A 20721-nucleotide genomic window follows, 5' to 3' on the forward strand; every position below is an offset into this window, starting at 1 on the left:
GTCCCTAGGGGTGTCTCAGCAGAGGTTGGCGTTTCTGCACTACAATACGCCATTAAAATAGTGAGCTTCGTCGTGCCAAATCTTGTTGAGATCCGTGATTTACACTTTGCCTATGGAGAACGTTCGATTTTATCGGGCCTTCAAATGGATTTCCCACGTGGAAAAGTTGTGGCCGTCATGGGTGGCTCCGGCAGTGGCAAGACGACCGTACTGCGCCTGATCGGTGGGCAGTTGCGCCCCAGTTCCGGCTCCGTGAATGTGGACGGCCAGATCGTGCATACCTTGGGAACCGACGAGCTATACCAGCTGCGCCGCAAGATGGGCATGCTGTTCCAGCACGGCGCCCTGTTTACGGACTTGACGGCGTTCGAGAACGTGGCGTTCCCTCTGCGCGAACACACGGACTTGAATGAAGAGCTGATCCGCACCCTGGTGCTGATGAAGCTGCACGCCGTGGGCTTGCGCAATGCGGCGCAATTGAAGCCGGCCGAGATCTCGGGCGGCATGGGCCGCCGCGTCGCGCTGGCGCGCGCCATCGCGCTCGACCCCGAACTGATCATGTATGACGAGCCGTTCGCCGGCCTGGACCCGATTTCCATGGGCGTGACGGCCAATTTGATCCGCAATTTGAACGATGCGCTGGGCTCCACGTCTATCCTGGTATCGCACGATGTGAAGGAGTGTTTCGCCATCGCTGATTACGTCTATTTTCTGTCATCGGGCAAGATCGTGGCGCACGGCACGCCGGCCGAGATGGCCGTGTCGACGCATCCCTACGTCAAGCAGTTCGTCAATGCCGAGGCCGATGGCCCCGTTCCGTTCCACTATCCGGGCAAGTCGCTGGCCGACGACCTGGGTCTGCAGACGGGGGGCGGCCGATGATCGCGCGTTTCCTGGCGGCGATCGGAGCGTGGTTGCGTCGTTCGGTACAAGACCTCGGCTTTGCCGTGCGGTCGTTTTTCATCATCATCGCCTCGTCGGGCGGCCTGTGGCGCCGTCCGCGCCTGGTGATTGAGCAACTGTTTTTTATCGGCAACCGCTCGCTGGTGATTACCGCCGTCTCCGGCCTGTTCGTCGGCATGGTGCTGGGTTTGCAAGGCTATTACACCTTGACCACGTATGGCGCCGAGCAGTCGCTGGGCTTGCTGGTGGCGCTGTCCCTGACGCGCGAACTGGGCCCCGTCGTGACGGCGCTGCTGTTCGCGGGCCGCGCCGGCACCTCGCTGACGGCGGAAATCGGCCTGATGAAGGCGGGCGAGCAGTTGTCGGCCATGGAAATGATGGCCGTCAATCCGATCCAGCGCGTGCTGGCGCCCCGTTTCTGGGCCGGCGTGATCGCCATGCCGATCCTGGGCGCGATCTTCACGGCCGTCGGCATCGTCGGCAGCTACCTGGTCGGCGTGGTGCTGATCGGCGTCGATGAAGGCTCGTTCTGGTCGCAGATGCAAGGCGGCGTGGATGTCTGGAAAGAAGTGGGCAATGGCACCATCAAGAGCCTGGTGTTTGGCATCGCGGTGACCTTCATCGCGCTGTTCCAGGGATACCAGGCACAGCCGACGCCGGAAGACGTGTCCGGCGCCACCACGCGCACGGTGGTCATTTCGTCGTTGATGGTGTGGTGGCTCGATTTCATGATGACGGCTTTGATGTTTAGCAAGTAATTGCCGATAGGCGACAAAATTATCGGCCTGGGCAGTGTTCTGCGCAGGTGGCGGCAAGTAAAAATTATTTAGGATTGTTTATGCAACGTAAATCTTTGGATGTCTGGGTCGGCTTGTTCGTCTTGCTCGGTGTGGCGGCATTGATGTTTCTGGCGCTCAAGGCCGGCAATATGAGCTCGCTGTCTTTCAGCAAGACGTATACCATTAGTGCCAAGTTCGACAATATTGGCGGCCTCAAGCCGCAGGCGCCCGTCAAGGGTGCTGGCGTGGTGGTGGGCCGGGTCTCGGAAATCGTCTTTGACGACAAGACTTACCAGGCGCTGGTGAAACTCGACATCGAAGATGGCTACAAATTTCCGAAAGACAGCTCGGCCAAGATTTTGACGGCCGGTTTGCTGGGTGAGCAATATATCGGCCTGGAAGCAGGCGGCGATCTGGCGAACCTGGCAGAGGGCGACAAGATCGCCCGTACTCAATCGGCCACAGTGCTGGAAGACCTGATCAATCAGTTCATCTACAGCAAGGCAGCGGAAGGAAAGGACAGCAAATGAGCGAGTCGACCAAACAATCCCAAGGCAGTCTGGCGCGTATCGGCCTGGCCCTGGCCATCGCCGCCAGCGTGAGCGCTTGCGCCACCGGCACCAATCCGCGCGACCCGCTGGAAGGGTACAACCGCGCCATGTTCAAGTTCAACGACACCGTTGACCAGGTGGCCCTGAAGCCGGTCGCCACGGCCTACAAGAAGGTCACGCCATCGTTCGTGCAAACGGGCGTGGGCAACTTCTTCGGCAACTTGTCCGATGTGTGGAGCGCCATGAATAACTTGCTGCAAGGCAAGGGTGAGGCGGGCTTGCAAGACGTCGTGCGCGTCAGCATGAACTCGACTTTCGGCATCTTCGGCCTGATCGACATCGCGTCGCAGGCGGGCATTCCGAAGCATAACGAAGACTTTGGCCAGACCCTGGGCTGGTATGGCGTGCAGTCTGGTCCGTACGTGATGTTGCCGCTGCTGGGCCCATCGACCGTGCGCGACACGGCGGCCCTGCCGCTCGATATCGCGGGCGACCCATGGCGCTACAAGGATCCGGTCAATGTGCGCAATATCGGCACGGTGACGCGCGTGGTCGACAAGCGTGCCGCGCTGCTCGACGCGACCAATTTGATGGAAGCGGCCGCGCTGGACCGTTATGAATTCATCCGCGACGGCTTCCTGCAGGCGCGCGAAAGCAAGGTGTTCGATGGCGATACGGACCGCCGCGACCGCAAAGTGCCAAAAAACGACAGCAGCGACTACGAGCCCGAGTACGAGCCAAAACCGCAGCCTGCCAATGACGCGCCAGCGGCCACGGCCGCCGCGGCGTTGGCGCCAGCGGACCTCGTAACATCTGGTAGCAATACCGTTGCCTCCGAAGCCAGGCCGCAGGAGTAAACTGGATTCAAGAACACCACGGCTGCGATCAACGCCAGCCGGTGCATAGCAACACCATGAAAGGTAGAACCATGAAATTGATGAAACAACTGCTGGCGATGGCCACCATCGCCTTTGCCACCGCCGCCCAGGCCGCCCCCGCCGTGGAAGCGCCGGACGTATTAGTCAAACGCATCAGCCAGGACGTGATCGACACGGCCAAGAACGACAAGGCCATCCAGGCTGGCGATATCAAGCGCGTCACCGAATTAGTGGAAAGCAAGATCTTGCCGTACGTGGATTTCCAGCGCATGACGGCCCTGGCCGCCGGCCGCCACTGGCGCGATGCCACGCCCGACCAGCAAAAGCAGCTGGCTGCGGAATTTCGCACCCTGCTGATCTACACGTATTCGGGCGCCCTGTCGCAGATCAAGAACGAAACCGTGGAATTCAAGCCACTGCGCGCCGATCCTAGCGATACGGAAGTGGAAGTGCGCTCGCAGGTGAACGTGGCGCGCGGCGAACCCGTGCCCCTGAACTACCGCGTGGCGAAAACCCCGGCCGGCTGGAAGATCTATGACATCAACGTGCTCGGCGCGTGGCTGGTGGAAACGTACAAAAGCAGCTTTGCCAGCGAGATCAGCAAGGGCGGCATCGATGGCCTGATCAAGACTTTGTCGGCAAAAAATAAGGCCCTGGCCAGCCGTCCCGCTGCCAAAGCCAAATAATCGGCTATCATATAGCTCCTGACCCAGTTCCAGACCAGCGCAGCCCGACGCCATGCCCGACTCTCTCGACACCTTGCAGTCCCTGACTTCCCTGACCGTGCACAATGCCACTTCGGCATTGGAGCAGGGTCTGGACGCCATCCGCTCGGGCCAGACGAAGTTTGACTTGCGCAACGTCAAGGCCGTCGATTCGGCAGCCGTCTCCGTCATGCTGACGTGGCAACGCGCCGCGCAGGATGCCGGCGCCGTGCTGGAGCTGAAAAACCTGCCGAACAACCTGAAAAACCTCACCAAGCTGTATGGCGTGTGCTCGCTCGTGTCGAGCACCCTGAGCGCCGACGACTGCGCCAGCGCCGGCGGCCACGCCGAACGCAGCCCGTCCGACCTGCATCATCATTGATCCTGTCCCACTCCCCGCATCAGCAGTAGCTTTCAAGCCGGCAGGCCAGCAGCGCCGCCGGATTGATCTCCAAGTGTTCCACGAATTTTCCAACTATAATTGACTGTTGCGCCGTCCTCGCCTGAAGGCGGCGCCCTGCACCGGCCTGCCGGCCTGGATGTCTCCGGCAACTGGCGCATCACACCAGACGCATTACACTTGAAACAAGCACATGACCGCAATTCAAATCACGAATGTAGAAAAGAGCTATAAATCGCTCAAGGCGCTGGGCGGCGTGTCGCTGGCCATCGAGGAAGGCGAATTTTTCGGCCTGCTTGGCCCGAACGGCGCCGGCAAGACCACCCTCATTTCCATCATCGCCGGCCTGATACGCCCCGACGCGGGCACCGTCAAGATCCATGGCCACGATGTCGTCACGGACTTCCGCAATGCGCGCCGCAACCTGGGCGTGGTGCCGCAGGAGCTGGTGTTCGACCCGTTTTTCACCGTGCGCGAAACCCTGCGCCTGCAATCCGGCTACTTTGGCTTGCCGAACAACGACAAGTGGATCGACGAGGTCATGGAAAACCTCGACCTGACCGGCAAGGCAGACACGAATATGCGCGCGCTGTCCGGCGGCATGAAGCGCCGCGTCCTCGTGGCGCAGGCGCTGGTGCACAAGCCGCCCGTCATCGTGCTCGATGAGCCGACCGCCGGCGTCGACGTGGAACTGCGCCAGACCCTGTGGAAGTTCATCTCGCGCCTGAACCGCGAAGGCGGCCACACGGTCGTCTTGACCACCCACTACCTGGAAGAGGCGCAAGCCATGTGCCAGCGCGTCGCCATGCTGAAGACGGGCAAGGTGGTGGCGCTCGACACCATGTCGGCCCTGATCCGCCGCATCGCCGGCTCGCAGCTGCAGGTGCATCTCAAAAACGGCAGCCTGCCGGCCGACCTGCGGCACCTGGTGCTGCACCCGGAAGAACAGCAGGCGCCGAACAAGTTCAGTCTGCGCGTCAACGAATACAGCGAAGTCGAAAAAATCCTCGCTCGCCTGCGCGAAGCGGGCGCCGAGATCGATGAAATGCAATTGCAACAAGCCGACCTGGAAGATATCTTCTTGCAGATCATGGATAAAGGTACCGTATGATTTCGACAGGATTTCGCACCCTCGTCTACAAAGAGACGCTGCGCTTCTGGAAAGTGGCGACGCAAACCGTGGCCGCGCCCGTGCTCACGTCGATGCTGTACCTGCTGGTGTTCGGCCATGTGCTCGACGGCCGCGTGGAGCCGAGCCCCGGCGTCAGCTACACGGCCTTTCTGATTCCCGGCCTGGTGATGATGAGCGTGCTGCAAAACGCGTTCGCCAATTCCTCGTCCTCGCTGATCCAGTCCAAGATCACGGGCAACCTGGTGTTCGTGCTGCTCACGCCCCTGTCGCACTGGGAAATCTTCTCGGCGTATGTACTCGCTTCCGTCGCGCGCGGCCTGGCCGTGGGCTTTGGCGTCTTCGCCATCACGTGCTGGTTCGCCGACCTGTCGTTTGTCGCGCCGCTGTGGATCGTCGTCTTCGCCTTCCTCGGCGCCGCCATGCTGGGCACCATGGGCCTGATCGCCGGCATCTGGGCCGAAAAATTCGACCAGCTGGCCGCCTTCCAGAACTTCCTGATCATGCCGGCCACCTTTTTGTCGGGCGTGTTCTATTCGATCCATTCGCTCCCCGCCTTCTGGCAGACGGTATCGCATTTGAACCCCTTCTTCTACATGATCGACGGCTTCCGCTACGGCTTCTTCGGCGTGTCCGACGTCAGCCCGTGGCTCAGTCTTTCCATCGTCGCCGGCTTCCTCGTGATTCTGGCGCTGGCATCGATCCGCCTGCTGAAGAGCGGCTATCGTTTGCGTCATTAATTGCGCCATATCACATCACTACATTATTCAATATCAAGGACTTATCGTGACCACCACTCCAGAACTGATCCACGGCTACCTGTCGGCCGGCCTCGAATGCACGCACCTCGAAGTGGAGGGCGATGGCCAGCACTTCCAGGCCGTGATCGTCTCGCCCGCGTTTGCCGGCAAGCGTTTGATCCAGCGTCACCAGATCGTCTACGCGGCGCTGGGCGACCGCATGCGCGAAGAAATCCACGCGCTGTCGATGAAAACCCTGACACCTGAAGAATTCCAAGGATAAGCACATGGACAAGCTCCTCATCAACGGCGGCAACCGCCTGAACGGCGACATCGCCATCTCCGGCGCGAAGAACGCCGCCCTGCCCATCCTGTGCGCGGGCCTGCTGACTGCGGGCGACCTGGACCTGACGAACGTGCCGCACCTGCACGACGTGGCCACCATGCTGAAACTGCTGGGCCAGACGGGCCTGAAAGTGCAGCAGGACGGCGACCGCGTGCTCCTCAACGGCAGCGCCATCGATACCCTGGAAGCGCCGTATGAGCTGGTGAAAACCATGCGCGCCTCGATCCTCGTGCTCGGCCCTCTGCTGGCGCGCTTCGGCGAAGCCAAGGTCTCGCTGCCGGGCGGCTGCGCCATCGGTTCGCGTCCCGTCGACCAGCACATCAAGGGCCTGGAGGCGCTGGGTGCCGAGATCCGCATCGAAGCGGGCTACATCTACGCCAAGTGCGCCAAGCTGAAAGGCGCGCGCATCGTCACCGACATGATCACCGTCACCGGCACCGAGAATCTGCTGATGGCCGCGACCCTGGCCGAAGGCGAGACCATCCTGGAAAACGCCGCCTGCGAACCGGAAGTGACGGATTTGGCGCACCTGCTGGTGGCCATGGGCGCGAAGATCGACGGCATCGGCACCAGCCGCCTGGTGATCCAGGGCGTCGACGCGCTGCACGGCGCCTCGCACGCGGTGATCGCCGACCGTATCGAAACGGGCACCTTCCTGTGCGCCGTGGCGGCCACCGGCGGCGACATCACGCTGCGCAACGTGCGCACCGATATCCTCGATGCGGCGCTCGACAAGCTGCGCGCCATGGGCCTGACGATGACCTTCGGCGCCGACTGGATCCGCGCCGAGATGTCGGCCCGCCCGAACCCCGTCAGCTTCCGCACCACCGAATACCCGGGCTTCCCGACCGACATGCAGGCGCAGTTCATGGCCGTCAACACCATCGCCAATGGCGCCAGCCGCGTCACCGAGACGATTTTCGAGAACCGCTTCATGCACGTGCAGGAAATGAACCGCCTGGGCGCCGACATCACCATCGAGGGCAACACGGCCATCATCGCTGGCGTCAAGCAGCTGCGCGGCGCGCCCGTGATGGCGACCGACCTGCGCGCTTCGGCGTCGCTGGTGATCGCGGCCCTGGCTGCCGATGGCGAAACCCTGATCGACCGCATCTATCACCTCGACCGCGGCTACGACCGCATGGAAGTGAAATTGTCGGCCGTGGGCGCCAACATCGTACGCATCAAATAACAAGGAACGAGCATGAACGGATCGAATAACGGTGACAGCTCCCAGCTGATTCTGGCGCTGTCGAAAGGCCGCATTTTTGAGGACACCATGCCGCTGCTGGAAGCGGCCGGCATCAAGGTGCTGGAAAACCCGGAGACCTCGCGCAAGCTGATTTTGGCCACCAACGATCCGAACGTGCGCGTCATCATCGTGCGCGCCAGCGACGTGCCGACCTACGTGCAGTACGGCGCGGCCGATTTCGGCGTGGCGGGCAAGGATGTCTTGCTCGAACACGGCGGCGAAGGCCTGTACCAGCCGATCGACCTGAATATCGCCGCCTGCCGCATGTCGGTGGCGGTGCAGGCCGGTTTTGACTACGAAAAGGCCGTGCATCAGGGCGCGCGTCTGCGCGTGGCCACCAAGTTCGTGCACACGGCGCGCGAGCATTTCGCCGCCAAGGGCGTGCACGTCGACCTGATCAAGCTGTATGGTTCGATGGAGCTGGCGCCTTTGGTCGGCTTGTCCGACGCCATCGTCGACCTGGTCAGCACGGGCAGCACCTTGCGTGCGAATAACCTCGTCGAGGTCGAGCACATCATGGAAATTTCGTCGCGCCTGGTGGTCAACCAGGCGGCGTTAAAACTCAAGCGCGAGCGCTTGCAGCCGATCATCGAGGCGTTTGAACGTGCTTCGCAAACTAATTCGCAAGCCTAGACTTATTCAGTAGCAGAAAGCCGATTATGCCGATACAGATACGCAAGCTTGATTCAAGCCAGGATGGTTTCCAACAATCGCTCGACACCTTGCTGGCGTTCGAGGCGGGCACCGATGCAGCGATTGAAACGTCGGTCGCAAAAATCCTGGCCGATGTGAAAACGCGCGGCGACGCCGCCGTGCTGGAATACACCAACCGTTTCGACCGCATCCCGCATGGCGGCGCGGCGGAAATGGCGGCCTTCGATATTTCGCAAGCCGAATTGCAGGCGGCCCTGAACGGCTTGCCGTCGGCGCAGCGCGAGGCGCTGCAGATCGCCGCGCAGCGCATCCGCGCCTTCCACGAACGCCAGCGCGAGGAATTGCGCGGTTTTAGCTACACCGAGCCCGATGGCACGGTGCTGGGGCAAAAAATTACGCCGCTGGACCGGGTCGGCATCTACGTCCCGGGCGGCAAGGCAGCGTATCCGTCGTCCGTGCTGATGAACGCCATTCCCGCGCACGTGGCGGGCGTGGGCGAGATCATCATGGTGGTGCCGACGCCGGACGGCGTGAAAAACCAGATGGTGCTGGCCGCCGCCGCGATCGCCGGCGTGACGCGCGTGATCACCATCGGCGGCGCACAAGCCGTCGGCGCCCTGGCCTACGGCACGCAGACAATTGCCGCCGTGGATAAAATCGTCGGCCCCGGCAATGCCTATGTGGCTGCCGCCAAGCGCCGCGTGTTCGGCATCGTCGGCATCGACATGATTGCCGGGCCGTCGGAAATTCTCGTGCTGTGCGACGGCACGACGGACCCCGACTGGGTGGCGATGGACCTGTTTTCGCAGGCCGAGCACGACGAACTGGCGCAGGCGATTCTGCTGTGCCCGGACGCCGATTACATCGCGCAAGTCGAAGAGAGCATCGCCAAGCTGCTGCCGACGATGCCGCGCCAGGCCACCATCAGCACCTCGCTGGCCGACCGCGGCGCGCTGATCAAGGTGCGCAGCATGGCAGAGGCCTGTGAAATAGCCAATTCCATTGCCGCGGAACACCTGGAAATCTCGGCGGAAAATCCGCAGCAGTGGGCCGAGCAGATCCGCCACGCGGGCGCCATGTTCCTGGGCCGCTTCTCGTCCGAATCGCTGGGCGACTATTGCTGCGGTCCGAATCACGTGCTGCCGACCTCGCGCACGGCGCGTTTCTCGTCGCCGCTGGGCGTGTACGATTTCCAGAAGCGCTCGTCCATCATCTACGTGAGCGAAGCGGGCGCGCAAACCCTGGGCCGTGTCGCCGCCACGCTGGCGTACGGCGAAGGTTTGCAGGCGCACGCGCGCAGCGCCGAACTGCGTCTGAAGCCGCAGCCATGACGAAGTTGGCGGAGCAGCCGGACTGGGTCAACCGGGTCTATTGCGAAGATGCGCTGGCGGGGCTGGCGCGCATTCCCGATGGCTCGGTGGACCTGATCCTGACGGATCCGCCGTACAACCTGGGCAAGGATTACGGCAATGCCTCGGACCAGCAGTCCGTGGCCGACTACCTGCGCTGGACGGAAGAATGGATCGATGCGGCGCTGCCCAAGCTGAAAGCCAACGGCAGCCTGTATATTTTTCTGACCTGGCGCTATTCGCCGGAGATCTTCGTCATGCTGAAACAGCGCATGGCGATGATGAATGAAATCATCTGGGACCGCCGCGTGCCGTCCATGGGCGGCAGCGTGCGCAGCTTTTCATCGGTGCACGACACCATCGGCTTTTTCGTCAAGCGCAAGGATTACTACTTCGACCTTGACGCGGTGCGCATCGCCTACGACGCGGCCACCAAGAAAGCCCGTTCGCGCTCGATCTTCATCGGCGCGAAATGGCTGGAAGTGGGCTACAACCCAAAAGACTTGTGGAGCGTGTCGCGCCTGCACAAGGAACACCCGGAACGGGCCGACCACCCGACCCAAAAGCCGCTTGAAATCATCGAGCGCATGGTCAAGGCGTCGTGCCCGCCCGGCGGCGTGGTGCTCGACCTGTTCATGGGCAGCGGCACCACGGCCCTGGCGGCCAAGCGCTGCGGGCGCGATTTCGTCGGCTTTGAATTGAATCCCGATTACTGCGCCATCATCGAACAACGGCTGGCGGCGCTGGCCCAGGAGCTGGCCGAACCGGCCACATTGGCCGCGCCCAAGCCCGTCAGGGCGGCGGCGAAAAAAACGGCGGCTGCCAAGAAGCCGGCCGCCGCGAAAAAGCCGCCCGCCGCGAAAAAGCCGCCCGCCGCGAAAAAAGCGCCGGCCCGCAAGGCGCGCAGCGCCGCCGTGCCGGAAGACGTCGTCATTTAATTTCATCAGGAGTGTTTGCAGCATGTCTTTCCTCGATCAGTTAATCAGCAACACCGTGCGCTCCGATGTGCGGGCCGTCAAAAGCTACCAGGTCGCCGATGCCAGCGGTTACATCAAACTCGATGCGATGGAAAACCCGTATCCGCTGCCGCCGCAGCTGCGCGAGGAGCTGGGCGCGCGCTTGGCCGGCGTGGCGCTGAACCGCTATCCGCCGTCGTACGCCAGCCTGCAGGCGGCCATCTGCGCCAAGCTGGGCGTGCCCGCCGGCTATGACGTCATGCTGGGCAATGGCTCCGATGAACTCATTTCCATCCTGGCCATGGCGTGCGCCCACCAGGAGCCGGGCAAGCGCGCCGTGCTGCTGGCGCCCGTGCCCGCCTTCGTCATGTATGCGCGCTCGGCGCAGTTTGCCGGCATGGATTTCGTCGGCGTGCCTTTGCAGGCCGACTTCAGCCTGGACATGCCGGCCATGCTGGCGGCCATCGAACAGCATCGCCCGGCGCTGGTGTTTCTCGCGTACCCGAACAACCCGACGGGCAACCTGTTTGCCGGCGCCGACATCGAGCGCATCCTCGCGGCGCTTGGCGACACGGGCATCGCCGTCGTCGACGAAGCGTACGAGCCGTTCGCGCAGCACAGCTTCATGGGCCGCTTGCCCGAGTTCGAGAATCTGGTGGTGATGCGCACCGTGTCGAAACTGGGCCTGGCCGGCATCCGTCTCGGCTACATGTCGGCCGCGCCGGCCCTGCTGGCGCAATTCGAGAAAGTGCGCCCGCCGTACAATGTCAACGTGCTGACGCAGGCGGCGGCCGAATTCGCGCTCGATCACCTCGACGTGTTGAATGCCCAGGCGGACCTGCTCAACAGCGCGCGCGATGCATTGGCGCTGCGCCTGGCAGAGTTGCCGGGCGTGACGGTATTCCCGTCGAAGGCAAATTTTCTTCTGATTCGTGTGGCGGATTCCGACGATGTTTGTGCAAAACTGCTTGCCCGCAGGGTTTTAATTAAAAATATGAGTAAAATGCATGCTGCGCTGGCCAATTGCCTGCGCATCAGCGTCAGCACCCCGGAAGAAAATTCCCTTTTTTACGATGCCTTCAAGGCATCCCTCGTTTAGCCTACCGCCAGAGCCTCCCATGAACCGCACCGCAGAAATCACGCGCAACACCAATGAGACGCAAGTTCGCGTCGCCCTCAACCTGGACGGCACGGGCCAGCAAAAGCTCAATACCGGCGTGCCCTTCCTCGATCATATGCTGGACCAGATCGCCCGCCACGGCTTGATCGACCTCGATATCGAAGCGACGGGCGACGTGCATATCGACAACCACCATACGGTGGAAGACGTGGGCATCACCTTGGGCATGGCCGTGGCCAAGGCCATCGGCGACAAGAAGGGCATCCGCCGCTACGGCCACGCGTACGTGCCGCTGGACGAGGCGCTGTCGCGCGTGGTGCTCGATTTCTCGGGTCGCCCAGGCATCGAATACCACATCCCGTTTACGCGCGCCATGATCGCCGGCTTCGACGTCGACCTGACCCTGGAATTTTTCCGCGGCTTCGTCAACCATGCGGGCGTGACCTTGCATATCGATAACCTGCGCGGCACGAATGCCCACCATCAATGCGAAACCGTGTTCAAGGCCTTTGGCCGCGCGCTGCGCATGGCTGCCGAGCTCGACGAGCGCGCGGCCGGCATCATTCCATCGACCAAGGGCAGCCTGTAAGCGCCCGCGAACCACTGTAGATTCCGAGATCAAACATGAATAAAATTGTGGTGGTGGATTACGGCATGGGCAATTTGCGCTCGGTGGCGCAGGCCTTGCGTGCCGTGGCGCCGGAAGCCGACGTGCGCATTTCCGGCACTGTGGAAGACATCGACAGCGCCGACCGCATCGTCTTGCCTGGCCAGGGCGCCATGCCCGACTGCATGCGCAGCCTGCGCGAATCGGGCGTGCTCGAAGCGCTGCTGCGCGCCGCCGACAGCAAGCCCGTGCTGGGCGTGTGCATCGGCGAGCAAATGCTGTTCGACGGCAGCGAAGAGGGCAATGCGGCCGGTCTGGGCTTGCTGCCAGGCAAAGTCGTGCGTTTCCAGCTCGACGGCCAGGTGCAGGAAGACGGTTCGCGCTTCAAGGTGCCGCAAATGGGCTGGAACCAAGTGCGGCAAACGGCGTCCCATGTCATGTGGGATGGCATCGCCGACAACGCGTATTTTTACTTTGTGCACAGTTATTTTGCTCAACCTCAAGAGGCGGCGCACACGGTGGGCGAGACTGTCTATGGCGCGCCGTTCGCCTGCGCCGTCGCCCGTGATAATATTTTCGCGACACAGTTTCACCCTGAAAAAAGCGCTGCCGCTGGCTTGCAGCTGTACAAGAACTTTGTTCACTGGCAACCTTAACGTTAGCTCTCCGGCTTTTTGTCCGCCTCTCACTCACTTTTAAATCACACTGACCATGCTGCTCATTCCCGCCATCGACCTGAAAGACGGTCACTGCGTACGCCTGAAACAAGGCGATATGGAACTTGCCACCGTATTTTCCGAAGACCCGGCCGACATGGCCCGCCATTGGCTGATGCAAGGCGCGCGCCGGCTGCACCTGGTCGACCTGAATGGCGCCTTTGCCGGCAAGCCGAAGAATGAAGGCGCCGTCAAGGCCATTCTGAAAGCGGTGCAGGATTTCGCCGTGGAAAACGACATCGAGGAAATCCCCGTGCAGCTGGGCGGCGGTATCCGCGACCTCGACACCATCGAGCGCTACCTTGACGCCGGCATCACCTACATCATCATCGGTACGGCGGCCGTGAAAAGCCCCGGCTTCCTGCACGACGCCTGCAGCGCCTTCCCCGGCCACATCATCGTCGGCCTCGATGCCAAGGATGGCAAAGTGGCAACGGATGGCTGGAGCAAGATGTCGGGCCACGAAGTGATCGACCTGGCGAAAAAATTCGAAGCCTACGGCGTCGAATCGATCATTTACACGGACATCGGCCGCGACGGCATGATGGGCGGCATCAATATCGACGCCACCGTCAAGCTGGCGCAAGCCGTCAAGATCCCCGTCATCGCTTCTGGCGGCCTGCACAATATCGGGGACGTGGAAGCGCTGTGCGCGGTCCAGACCGAAGGCATCGAAGGCGTGATCTGCGGCCGTTCCATCTATGAAGGCACGATCGACCTGGCGCAGGCGCAGGAACGCGCCGACGAACTGACCGACGCCGCCGTTTAAGCCAGCCCGGCCGGGAGCGTGCCTGCGCACGCCCGGCCTGGCGACAATCTGGATACCATCATGCTTGCAAAACGTATCATCCCCTGCCTCGACGTGACCAATGGCCGCGTCGTCAAAGGCGTCAATTTCACGGAATTGCGCGATGCTGGCGACCCGGTGGAAATCGCCCGCCGCTATGACGAGCAGGGCGCCGACGAAATCACTTTCCTCGACATTACCGCGTCCAGCGACAACCGCGGCCTGATCTTCGACATCATCGAAGCCGTGGCGTCGCAAGTGTTCATTCCGCTGACCGTGGGCGGCGGCGTGCGCGTGGTGGAAGACGTGCGCCGGCTGCTCAACGCGGGCGCCGACAAGGTCAGCATCAACACCTCGGCCGTGACGAATCCCCAACTCGTGTACGAGGCGTCGCAAAAGCACGGCTCGCAATGCATCGTCGTCGCCATTGACGCCAAACAAGTGTCGCCCGGCAAGTGGGAAGTGTTTACCCATGGCGGGCGCACGGCCACGGGCCTGGACGCGTTCGCATGGGCCAAAAAGATGGAAAGCCTGGGCGCCGGCGAGATCTTGCTCACCAGCATGGACCGCGACGGCACCAAGGTCGGCTTCGACCTGGGCCTGACGCGCGGCGTGTCCGACGCCGTCAGCATTCCCGTCATCGCCTCGGGTGGCGTGGGCGGCTTGCAAGATCTGGTCGACGGCATCAAGGTGGGCCGCGCGGACGCCGTGCTGGCCGCCAGCATCTTCCACTATGGCCAGCACACGGTGCAGGAAGCCAAGCGTTTCATGGCGCAGCAGGGCATTCCCATGCGCCTGGCGTAAATAGCAGCAGTCAATATCAGCAGGATAGAAGAACATGCAAAACGGAACCATCGTAGCAAGCAATGCCAAGTGGCTGAAAAAGGTCAAATGGGACGAGCACGGCCTGGTGCCCGTGATCGCGCAGGAAGCGGGCAGCAATGACGTGCTGATGTTTGCCTGGATGAACCGCGACGCGCTGGCGCGCACGGTGGAGCTGGGCGAAGCCGTATACTGGAGCCGTTCGCGCAAGAAACTGTGGCACAAGGGTGAAGAGTCGGGCCACACGCAAAAGGTGCTGGAAATCCGCCTCGATTGCGATGAAGACGTGGTCTTGCTGAAAATCGAGCAAGCGGGCGGCATCGCCTGCCATACGGGCCGCCACTCGTGCTTCTTCCAGAAATTTGAAGGCGATGAAAAAACGGGCGAATGGCAAGTCACCGATCCCGTCCTGAAAGATCCTGAGACGATTTACGCGGAAAGCAAGAGCAAATGAGTGAAACCCTGAAGCGCCTGGCCGCCGTGATCGAATCGCGCAAGCTGGCCAATGGCGGCGACCCCGCCACCTCGTATGTCGCGCGCCTGTTTGCCAAGGGCGATGATGCGATTTTGAAAAAAATCGGCGAAGAGGCGACGGAAACCGTGATGGCCGCCAAGGATGCGCGCCGTGACAACGACCCGTCGAAGGTCCTGTACGAATGCGCTGACCTGTGGTTTCACAGCTTGGTGATGCTGGCGCAGTTCGACCTGACGCCGCAGCAGGTGCTCGACGAGCTGGCGCGCCGCGAAGGCTTGTCGGGCCTGGAAGAAAAGGCGGCACGCAAGGATGAATTGCGCGATGCCGGCGAAACAGACAAACACTGACCTACTGGAGCGTGCGTGGATAACTGTATTTTCTGCAAGATTGCTGCAAAACAAATTCCTTCGTCCATCGTGTATGAGGACGAGGACTTGCTGGCCTTCAAGGATATCAACCCGGCCGCCCCCGTGCACCTGCTGTTGATCCCGAAACGCCACGTGGCCAGCCTGTCCGATTGCGACGACAGCCATACGGACATGCTGGGCAAGCTGCTGCGCCTGGCGCCGAAACTCGCTGCCGAGTTTGGCTGCGCCGTCACGTATGACGCCGATGGCACGCCTGCCGGCGGCTTCAAGACCATGCTCAACAGCGGCCCGAACGGTGGGCAAGAGGTGTATCACCTGCACATTCATGTGTACGGCGGTCCCCGTCCCTGGCGCGGTCAACACTGATTTCGCTGCGCGCCGGGTTCACGTGTATACTACCGGCATTGGTTGACGCTATTCGGGCACCGTCCCGCAAGGAGAATGTGATGGGTTCATTGAGTATTTGGCACTGGGTGATCGTTCTGGTCATCGTCATGCTGGTCTTCGGCACCAAGAAACTGGGCAATATCGGCGGTGATATCGGCAAGGCCGTCAAAGGCTTCAAGGATGGCGTCAAGGGCGAAGATGACGCCCCGGCAGCCAATACCCCTCCTGCTGCGCCATCGCAAGTGGCCGACAAAAGCACCATCGACGTCGAGACGAAAGAGAAAAGCAAGTTCTGATAGCGTGGCGGGGCGCTTGCCTCGTCCGGTAACAGCCCTTGTCCGCTTATGATCGATCTCGGCCTCTCTAAAATCGCCATCATCGGCGTGGTTGCGTTGATAGTTATCGGCCCTGAAAAGTTGCCGAAAGTGGCGCGCATGGCCGGTACCCTGTATGGCCGCGCGCAACGCTACCTGAACCAGGTGAAATCCGAAGTCTCGCGCGAAATCGAAATGGAAGAGCTAAAAAACCTGCAGAAGGAAGTGCAGGATGCGGCCCATTCCGTCAAGCAAAGCGTGGAGAAATCCATGCATGGCGTGGAAAACTCGATCTCCGGCAACCTGGCCGAGGTGGAAAACGCCTGGCGCGGCGATGCCAGCTCGTATGAGGGGCATCACGATGCCCACGAAGCCATGCTGCGCGCCACCAATGAAGACCTGGCCCGCAAGGCGCGCGAATTCCGCCGCAAGAAGCTGGTGCGCAATTCCGCCATCCCTGGCTGGTACAAGCAGCGCCATGGCGGCAAGCTGCACGTGCAGTCGGCGGCCGCCCGCGTGGCGCGCTTCCGTCCGCGTGCCAGTTCCTCCTCCTTTTACTCATGAGTAGCAAATCCCCGGTGGAAGAAACTTTTATCTCGCATCTGGTCGAGCTGCGCAACCGCCTGGTCAAGGCCTCGATCGGTATCGCCGTCGTCTGCGCCGTGCTGTTTTACTGGCCCGGCCCTTCGCATATCTACGATTTTATTGCCGCGCCGATGATCGCCTCGCTGCCGGCCGGCTCGAAAATGATCGCCACCGGCGTTATCTCGCCCTTCCTCGTGCCGATGAAAGTGACCCTGGTGATCGCCTTCATCGTCGCCTTGCCCTGGGTGCTGTATCAGATGTGGGCGTTTATCGCCCCCGGCCTGTACACGCATGAAAAACGCCTGATCGCGCCGCTGGTCATCTCGTCTTCCCTGCTGTTCATGGCCGGCGTGGCCTTCTGCTATTTCTTTGTGTTTGGCCGCGTCTTCCACTTCATCAGCGACTTTTCGCCCTCGTCGATCGCGGTGACGCCCGATATCGAAAACTACCTCGATTTCGTCATGTCGATGTGCCTGGCCTTTGGCGCCACCTTCGAAGTGCCCGTGGTGGTGGTGATCCTCGTGCGCATGGGACTCGTGTCCATCGCGAAACTCAAGGAAGTGCGTCCCTACATCATCGTCGGCGCCTTCGTGATTGCCGCCATCGTCACGCCGCCGGACGTCGTCAGCCAGTTCTCGCTGGCCATCCCGATGTGCCTGCTGTTCGAGCTGGGCCTGCTGGTGGCGCCCATCTTCGTCAAGGCAACCCAGGCGCCGGAAGAAGCGTCCTAGACGGTTTGCAATACGCGCAAGCAAAAGCCGCTGGCCTCTTTCGTGAGCAGCGGCTTTTTCTTTGGGCAGTCACTTGGTGAGTGCTTACTGGAGCATCAGTTTGCTGAGGATGCCCAGGTTCAGCAGGATCAGGGTGCTCATCATCCAATAGACGTGCTTCATGTCCGCGCCATGGCGCAAGTCCAGACGTTCCAGGCGGGCGTCGAATTTTTGCTCCAGTGCATCTATTCTGGTATCGAATTTCAGTTCCAGCGCATCCACTCTGGTATCGACCTTTTGCGCCACGAGCTTGATTTCCCCCAGCAGATTGCGCTCCAGGGCCGCCAGTTCGCCATGCACGACCACGGCCGAGCCCAAGACTTCGCCCAAGGCCGTGGCATGGGCTTCCGCCTGCTGCGTGGGTACGCCGGCCGAGGCGAGGCGTTTGGCGTAATCGAGGGTGTCGAACTGGATGGGCATATGCATGGACGCTCCTGAATCCAGCGTAGCAGGAAAATCGGCAATTGCCAGTGAGGAGTGCGGTGGCGCCTGCCTTCCCGTCAGCTTAATGGACAGGGCAGCCGGCGGTTTGCGATGGCGCAAACGCATGCAAAAAGGGCGCCGCGGCGCCCTTTGCAAGGAGAGGATGCGTACGAGTTAATTCATCAGTTCCTTGATGACTTTCACGGGCGCGCTGCCGTAGCTGAGGAATTGTTCGTGGAAATCCTTCAGCACGAACTTGCTGCCCAGCGCCAGCTTGCGCTGTTCGCGCAAGTCCATGATTTCGCTGTAGCCGCTGAAATAGCTGGTCAGTTGCACCGAGCTCAACTGCACGCGGCGCCATTTTTCCTTGGCTTCACGCTGGGTCTGGAAGGCCTGGCGCGTCAGCAGGTCGAGCGCCTGCGCTTCCGTCATGCCCAGCACGTGCACGCTGTAGTCGAGGATGGTGTTGGTGACGCTGCGCAAGTTCCACTTCGAATACATCAGCCACATTTCCGGCGCGTTATTGCCATAGCCCGATTCGAGCATCATGCGTTCGCCATACACGGCCCAGCCTTCGATCATGGCGCCATTGCCGAAGATGGACTTGACCAAGGACGGCGACTTGTTGGCGTACACGAGCTGCGTGTAATGGCCGGGAATGGCTTCGTGGATGTTCAGGATCTGCAAGATCCAGTGGTTGTATTCGCGCAAGCTGCTTTCCGCCTGTTCCGGCGTTTCGCCATCGAGCGGCGTCACGTTGTAATAAGTGCGGTCCTGTGGGCGGTACGGGCCGGGCGCCTCGATGCTGGCGCCGGCCACGCCGCGCTGGTAAGCGGGCGTTTCACGCACGACCAGGGGCTTTTTCGGGTCCATCGTCAGCAGGTTGTGGCTGGTGACCCATGCCTGCAGTTCGGGAATCTGGCGGCGGATTTCCGGCACGAAATCGGCGGCCGCCACGTGGTTGCTGGAGAGCTTGTCGATCACCATGCCGATCTTTGCCGTGCGGTCCGCCGGCTTGGCCGTGGCGCCCATGGTTTTCACCCACAGCTCGTCGGACAGGCTATCCATGTGCTCGAGCAACTTTTCGCGCGCGGCCAAGGCTTTCTGGTACATCTGCTCGGCGCTCACGCTGGCCTGGATATCGTAGGCAAATTTCTGCTCATACAGCTCCTTGCCGATGCGGAAGGAGCGCGCGTTGCCGTTCTGCGCCAGCGCCGCATCCTGTTCCGTCAGCCAGGCCGCGTAGCCTTGCACGGCCGTGCGGGCCGCGGCGATGCGCGCGTTGTACAGCTGTTTTTCCGCCGGCGTCAGGATGGAACCCTGTGCCGTCTTGTTCAGGTCGTCAAGCACGCTGAGCACGCCTGCGCTCTGGGCGATGGCCAGCTGCGTGTGTTCGCGCGTGGGGTTGACGATGCTGGCGCGCGCGGCCGCATAATATTGCGGCACGGTGGCGATGCGCTTGAGCAAGGTGCGCAGGCGCTGCGGCTGGGCCGCGTATTCCGTGTTCAGGATGAAGTCGATGGAACCGGCCACGTTGTACTGGGCGGGATTCCATTCGAATTCGCGGAAGGTGGTCAGGTACCAGCGGTCCGATTGCAGTTTATTCGTCAGCAAGGCCAGGTCGGTACGTTGCTTGTCCGACATTTTTCCGGCATTCAGCTTGCCGAACTTGCCCAGCCATTCTTCGATGAAGGCCAGTTGCTTCTGGCGGCTGGCCGCGTCGGGAATGCTCAGGTTGGCGGCGCCATCGTACTTGCCGACGGAAATCGCGCTTTCCGGATCCAGGCGCCACAGGGCCGTGAGGAACTGGCCGCTCAGGTTATTCATGGAGCGGTCGCTGCTGTTCTCGCTGGCGACGGCCGCGACCGTGGCTGCCGTGGCCGCCGTCACGACGGCCGCTTTCTTGCCGACGGTTTTCTTCTTGCTGCTGCTGGTGCTGGCCTTGCCGTTTTTCTGCGGCTTCTTGGCGGCGCTGGCCGGTGTCAGGGTAAACGCCATCATCAATGCGGCGAGCGCAACTTTATTCTTTATCAGCATAGTTTATCTCTTGAATATTTTGTCGTTTGTCCTCATCAGAAAATAATAAACTGATAATATAAGTAACAAACAACTATTGAAAGGTTGGCCTTGCTTGCCTGGGCGGCCCAAAGATTAGCATTAATTGCCGCCGCTGCGCAGTTTTTTGCGCCGGGAGCGCGCGGTGCTAGACGACGATGGCGCTGCCGTGCAGCAGTTCCTGGTGGCGCGCATTGATGGCCGCCACGGCATCCTTGCCGCGCGCCATGCCGGTGGCGTGGATTTCCGTTTCCTGCGTGTAGCGCTGGCTGACGCGCACCGTATAGGACTGGAACAGCCAGCTCCAGAAGTTCGTTTCATATACGGCTTCATCCATGTCGCGCCATTTCACGCCCGTCAGTTTCTTTTTCCACGGCAAGATGCCGGAGGCCAGCCACACGCCCGCCTCATCGAGGTACAGCTGGTAGCTGCGTATCGTCAGCAGGCGGTAGCCGACGATCAGGGCCGAGCCGATCAGCACGACGAAGGCGGCGCGCGCGTTGTACTTGAAGGCCAGCGGCAGGGCGGCAAAAAACAGCAGCACGGCAATGAGGAAAGTGCTGACGTAGGCGGTCCAGGATTTGCCGCACAAAAAAGTGGCGCGCTGGCCGGCGCTGGTGGCGATATAGTCGGTCATGGCGTGGGAAAGCA

General features: G+C 61.5%; 27 protein-coding genes. 24 read left to right on the forward strand and 3 right to left on the reverse strand.

From position 1 onward, the window contains the following. Positions 1 to 72: 72 nt before the first annotated feature. The 24 genes from KO539_RS23265 (at position 73) to tatC (ending at position 17553) form a co-directional block, all read left to right on the forward strand. Positions 73 to 882, forward strand: coding sequence for an ABC transporter ATP-binding protein (locus tag KO539_RS23265; protein ID WP_034781028.1), 810 nt, complete (start codon positions 73 to 75; stop codon positions 880 to 882). Further along, the gene (gene mlaE / locus KO539_RS23270) at positions 879 to 1661 is read left to right on the forward strand and encodes a lipid asymmetry maintenance ABC transporter permease subunit MlaE (RefSeq protein WP_035823119.1); all 783 of its coding nucleotides are present in this window, start codon (positions 879 to 881) and stop codon (positions 1659 to 1661) included. The genes KO539_RS23265 and mlaE overlap by 4 nt, the downstream gene beginning before the upstream one ends. A gap of 80 nt (positions 1662 to 1741) precedes the next feature. Then, on the forward strand, positions 1742 to 2212 hold the full coding sequence (gene mlaD, locus KO539_RS23275; protein WP_034753810.1) for an outer membrane lipid asymmetry maintenance protein MlaD: 471 nt from the start codon (positions 1742 to 1744) through the stop codon (positions 2210 to 2212). Further along, the gene (locus tag KO539_RS23280) at positions 2209 to 3090 is read left to right on the forward strand and encodes a VacJ family lipoprotein (RefSeq protein ID WP_219312024.1); all 882 of its coding nucleotides are present in this window, start codon (positions 2209 to 2211) and stop codon (positions 3088 to 3090) included. Before mlaD ends, KO539_RS23280 begins: the two co-directional genes overlap by 4 nt. A gap of 71 nt (positions 3091 to 3161) precedes the next feature. After that, positions 3162 to 3797 (forward strand): phospholipid-binding protein MlaC, encoded by a 636-nt coding sequence (locus KO539_RS23285; RefSeq protein WP_219312026.1) that lies wholly within the window; start codon positions 3162 to 3164, stop codon positions 3795 to 3797. A 52-nt stretch (positions 3798 to 3849) separates the two neighbouring features. Then, positions 3850 to 4197 carry a lipid asymmetry maintenance protein MlaB gene (locus tag KO539_RS23290; protein WP_035823111.1) on the forward strand — a complete coding sequence of 116 codons (348 nt, stop codon included), beginning with the start codon at positions 3850 to 3852 and terminating at the stop codon, positions 4195 to 4197. 211 nt (positions 4198 to 4408) lie between these two features. Continuing rightward, positions 4409 to 5326 (forward strand): ABC transporter ATP-binding protein, encoded by a 918-nt coding sequence (locus KO539_RS23295; RefSeq protein WP_035823109.1) that lies wholly within the window; start codon positions 4409 to 4411, stop codon positions 5324 to 5326. Then, the gene (locus KO539_RS23300; RefSeq protein WP_034753822.1) at positions 5323 to 6084 is read left to right on the forward strand and encodes an ABC transporter permease; all 762 of its coding nucleotides are present in this window, start codon (positions 5323 to 5325) and stop codon (positions 6082 to 6084) included. Before KO539_RS23295 ends, KO539_RS23300 begins: the two co-directional genes overlap by 4 nt. A gap of 46 nt (positions 6085 to 6130) precedes the next feature. Further along, on the forward strand, positions 6131 to 6367 hold the full coding sequence (locus KO539_RS23305; protein ID WP_034753824.1) for a BolA family protein: 237 nt from the start codon (positions 6131 to 6133) through the stop codon (positions 6365 to 6367). 4 nt (positions 6368 to 6371) lie between these two features. Then, positions 6372 to 7622: a UDP-N-acetylglucosamine 1-carboxyvinyltransferase gene (gene murA, locus KO539_RS23310; RefSeq protein ID WP_035823107.1), complete on the forward strand. Its 1251-nt coding sequence runs from the start codon at positions 6372 to 6374 to the stop codon at positions 7620 to 7622. Positions 7623 to 7634: 12 nt separating this feature from the next. Further along, complete coding sequence (hisG, locus tag KO539_RS23315; RefSeq protein WP_099379210.1) at positions 7635 to 8315, forward strand: ATP phosphoribosyltransferase; 681 nt, start codon at positions 7635 to 7637, stop codon at positions 8313 to 8315. Positions 8316 to 8341: 26 nt separating this feature from the next. Further along, positions 8342 to 9667: a histidinol dehydrogenase gene (gene hisD / locus KO539_RS23320; protein WP_219312028.1), complete on the forward strand. Its 1326-nt coding sequence runs from the start codon at positions 8342 to 8344 to the stop codon at positions 9665 to 9667. Beyond that, positions 9664 to 10623 (forward strand): site-specific DNA-methyltransferase, encoded by a 960-nt coding sequence (locus tag KO539_RS23325; protein WP_219312030.1) that lies wholly within the window; start codon positions 9664 to 9666, stop codon positions 10621 to 10623. Before hisD ends, KO539_RS23325 begins: the two co-directional genes overlap by 4 nt. 22 nt (positions 10624 to 10645) lie before the next feature. Beyond that, positions 10646 to 11740 carry a histidinol-phosphate transaminase gene (gene hisC / locus KO539_RS23330; RefSeq protein WP_219312032.1) on the forward strand — a complete coding sequence of 365 codons (1095 nt, stop codon included), beginning with the start codon at positions 10646 to 10648 and terminating at the stop codon, positions 11738 to 11740. A 19-nt stretch (positions 11741 to 11759) separates the two neighbouring features. Then, positions 11760 to 12350, forward strand: coding sequence for an imidazoleglycerol-phosphate dehydratase HisB (gene hisB, locus KO539_RS23335; protein WP_010402123.1), 591 nt, complete (start codon positions 11760 to 11762; stop codon positions 12348 to 12350). Between the two features lie 35 nt (positions 12351 to 12385). Next, the gene (hisH, locus tag KO539_RS23340) at positions 12386 to 13024 is read left to right on the forward strand and encodes an imidazole glycerol phosphate synthase subunit HisH (protein ID WP_080753288.1); all 639 of its coding nucleotides are present in this window, start codon (positions 12386 to 12388) and stop codon (positions 13022 to 13024) included. 55 nt (positions 13025 to 13079) lie between these two features. Then, on the forward strand, positions 13080 to 13853 hold the full coding sequence (hisA, locus tag KO539_RS23345) for a 1-(5-phosphoribosyl)-5-[(5-phosphoribosylamino)methylideneamino]imidazole-4-carboxamide isomerase (RefSeq protein ID WP_219312034.1): 774 nt from the start codon (positions 13080 to 13082) through the stop codon (positions 13851 to 13853). 60 nt (positions 13854 to 13913) lie between these two features. Continuing rightward, on the forward strand, positions 13914 to 14675 hold the full coding sequence (hisF, locus tag KO539_RS23350) for an imidazole glycerol phosphate synthase subunit HisF (RefSeq protein ID WP_035823098.1): 762 nt from the start codon (positions 13914 to 13916) through the stop codon (positions 14673 to 14675). A gap of 34 nt (positions 14676 to 14709) precedes the next feature. After that, positions 14710 to 15147, forward strand: coding sequence for a phosphoribosyl-AMP cyclohydrolase (gene hisI, locus KO539_RS23355; protein WP_034753847.1), 438 nt, complete (start codon positions 14710 to 14712; stop codon positions 15145 to 15147). Beyond that, on the forward strand, positions 15144 to 15515 hold the full coding sequence (locus KO539_RS23360; protein WP_034753849.1) for a phosphoribosyl-ATP diphosphatase: 372 nt from the start codon (positions 15144 to 15146) through the stop codon (positions 15513 to 15515). Before hisI ends, KO539_RS23360 begins: the two co-directional genes overlap by 4 nt. Before the next feature lie 15 nt (positions 15516 to 15530). Beyond that, positions 15531 to 15902 (forward strand): histidine triad nucleotide-binding protein, encoded by a 372-nt coding sequence (locus tag KO539_RS23365; protein WP_219312036.1) that lies wholly within the window; start codon positions 15531 to 15533, stop codon positions 15900 to 15902. 80 nt (positions 15903 to 15982) lie between these two features. Continuing rightward, positions 15983 to 16219 (forward strand): Sec-independent protein translocase subunit TatA, encoded by a 237-nt coding sequence (tatA, locus tag KO539_RS23370; RefSeq protein ID WP_034780931.1) that lies wholly within the window; start codon positions 15983 to 15985, stop codon positions 16217 to 16219. A gap of 48 nt (positions 16220 to 16267) precedes the next feature. Beyond that, positions 16268 to 16801 (forward strand): Sec-independent protein translocase protein TatB, encoded by a 534-nt coding sequence (gene tatB / locus KO539_RS23375; RefSeq protein WP_219312038.1) that lies wholly within the window; start codon positions 16268 to 16270, stop codon positions 16799 to 16801. Then, complete coding sequence (gene tatC / locus KO539_RS23380) at positions 16798 to 17553, forward strand: twin-arginine translocase subunit TatC (protein ID WP_035823092.1); 756 nt, start codon at positions 16798 to 16800, stop codon at positions 17551 to 17553. The genes tatB and tatC overlap by 4 nt, the downstream gene beginning before the upstream one ends. Positions 17554 to 17637: 84 nt before the next feature. Here tatC and KO539_RS23385 read toward each other — a convergent pair whose 3' ends face one another. From KO539_RS23385 to KO539_RS23395, 3 genes are all read right to left on the reverse strand, one after another. Beyond that, positions 17638 to 18018: a hypothetical protein gene (locus KO539_RS23385; protein ID WP_070257795.1), complete on the reverse strand. Its 381-nt coding sequence runs from the start codon at positions 18016 to 18018 to the stop codon at positions 17638 to 17640. 171 nt (positions 18019 to 18189) lie between these two features. Continuing rightward, positions 18190 to 20049: a DUF885 domain-containing protein gene (locus tag KO539_RS23390; RefSeq protein ID WP_219312197.1), complete on the reverse strand. Its 1860-nt coding sequence runs from the start codon at positions 20047 to 20049 to the stop codon at positions 18190 to 18192. Positions 20050 to 20218: 169 nt separating this feature from the next. Beyond that, on the reverse strand, positions 20219 to 20707 hold the full coding sequence (locus KO539_RS23395; protein WP_099403738.1) for a hypothetical protein: 489 nt from the start codon (positions 20705 to 20707) through the stop codon (positions 20219 to 20221). Positions 20708 to 20721 lie beyond the last annotated feature (14 nt).

The sequence above is a fragment of the Janthinobacterium sp. NKUCC06_STL genome, from assembly GCF_019345455.1.
GTDB classification, from domain to species: Bacteria; Pseudomonadota; Gammaproteobacteria; order Burkholderiales; family Burkholderiaceae_D; genus Janthinobacterium; species Janthinobacterium rivuli.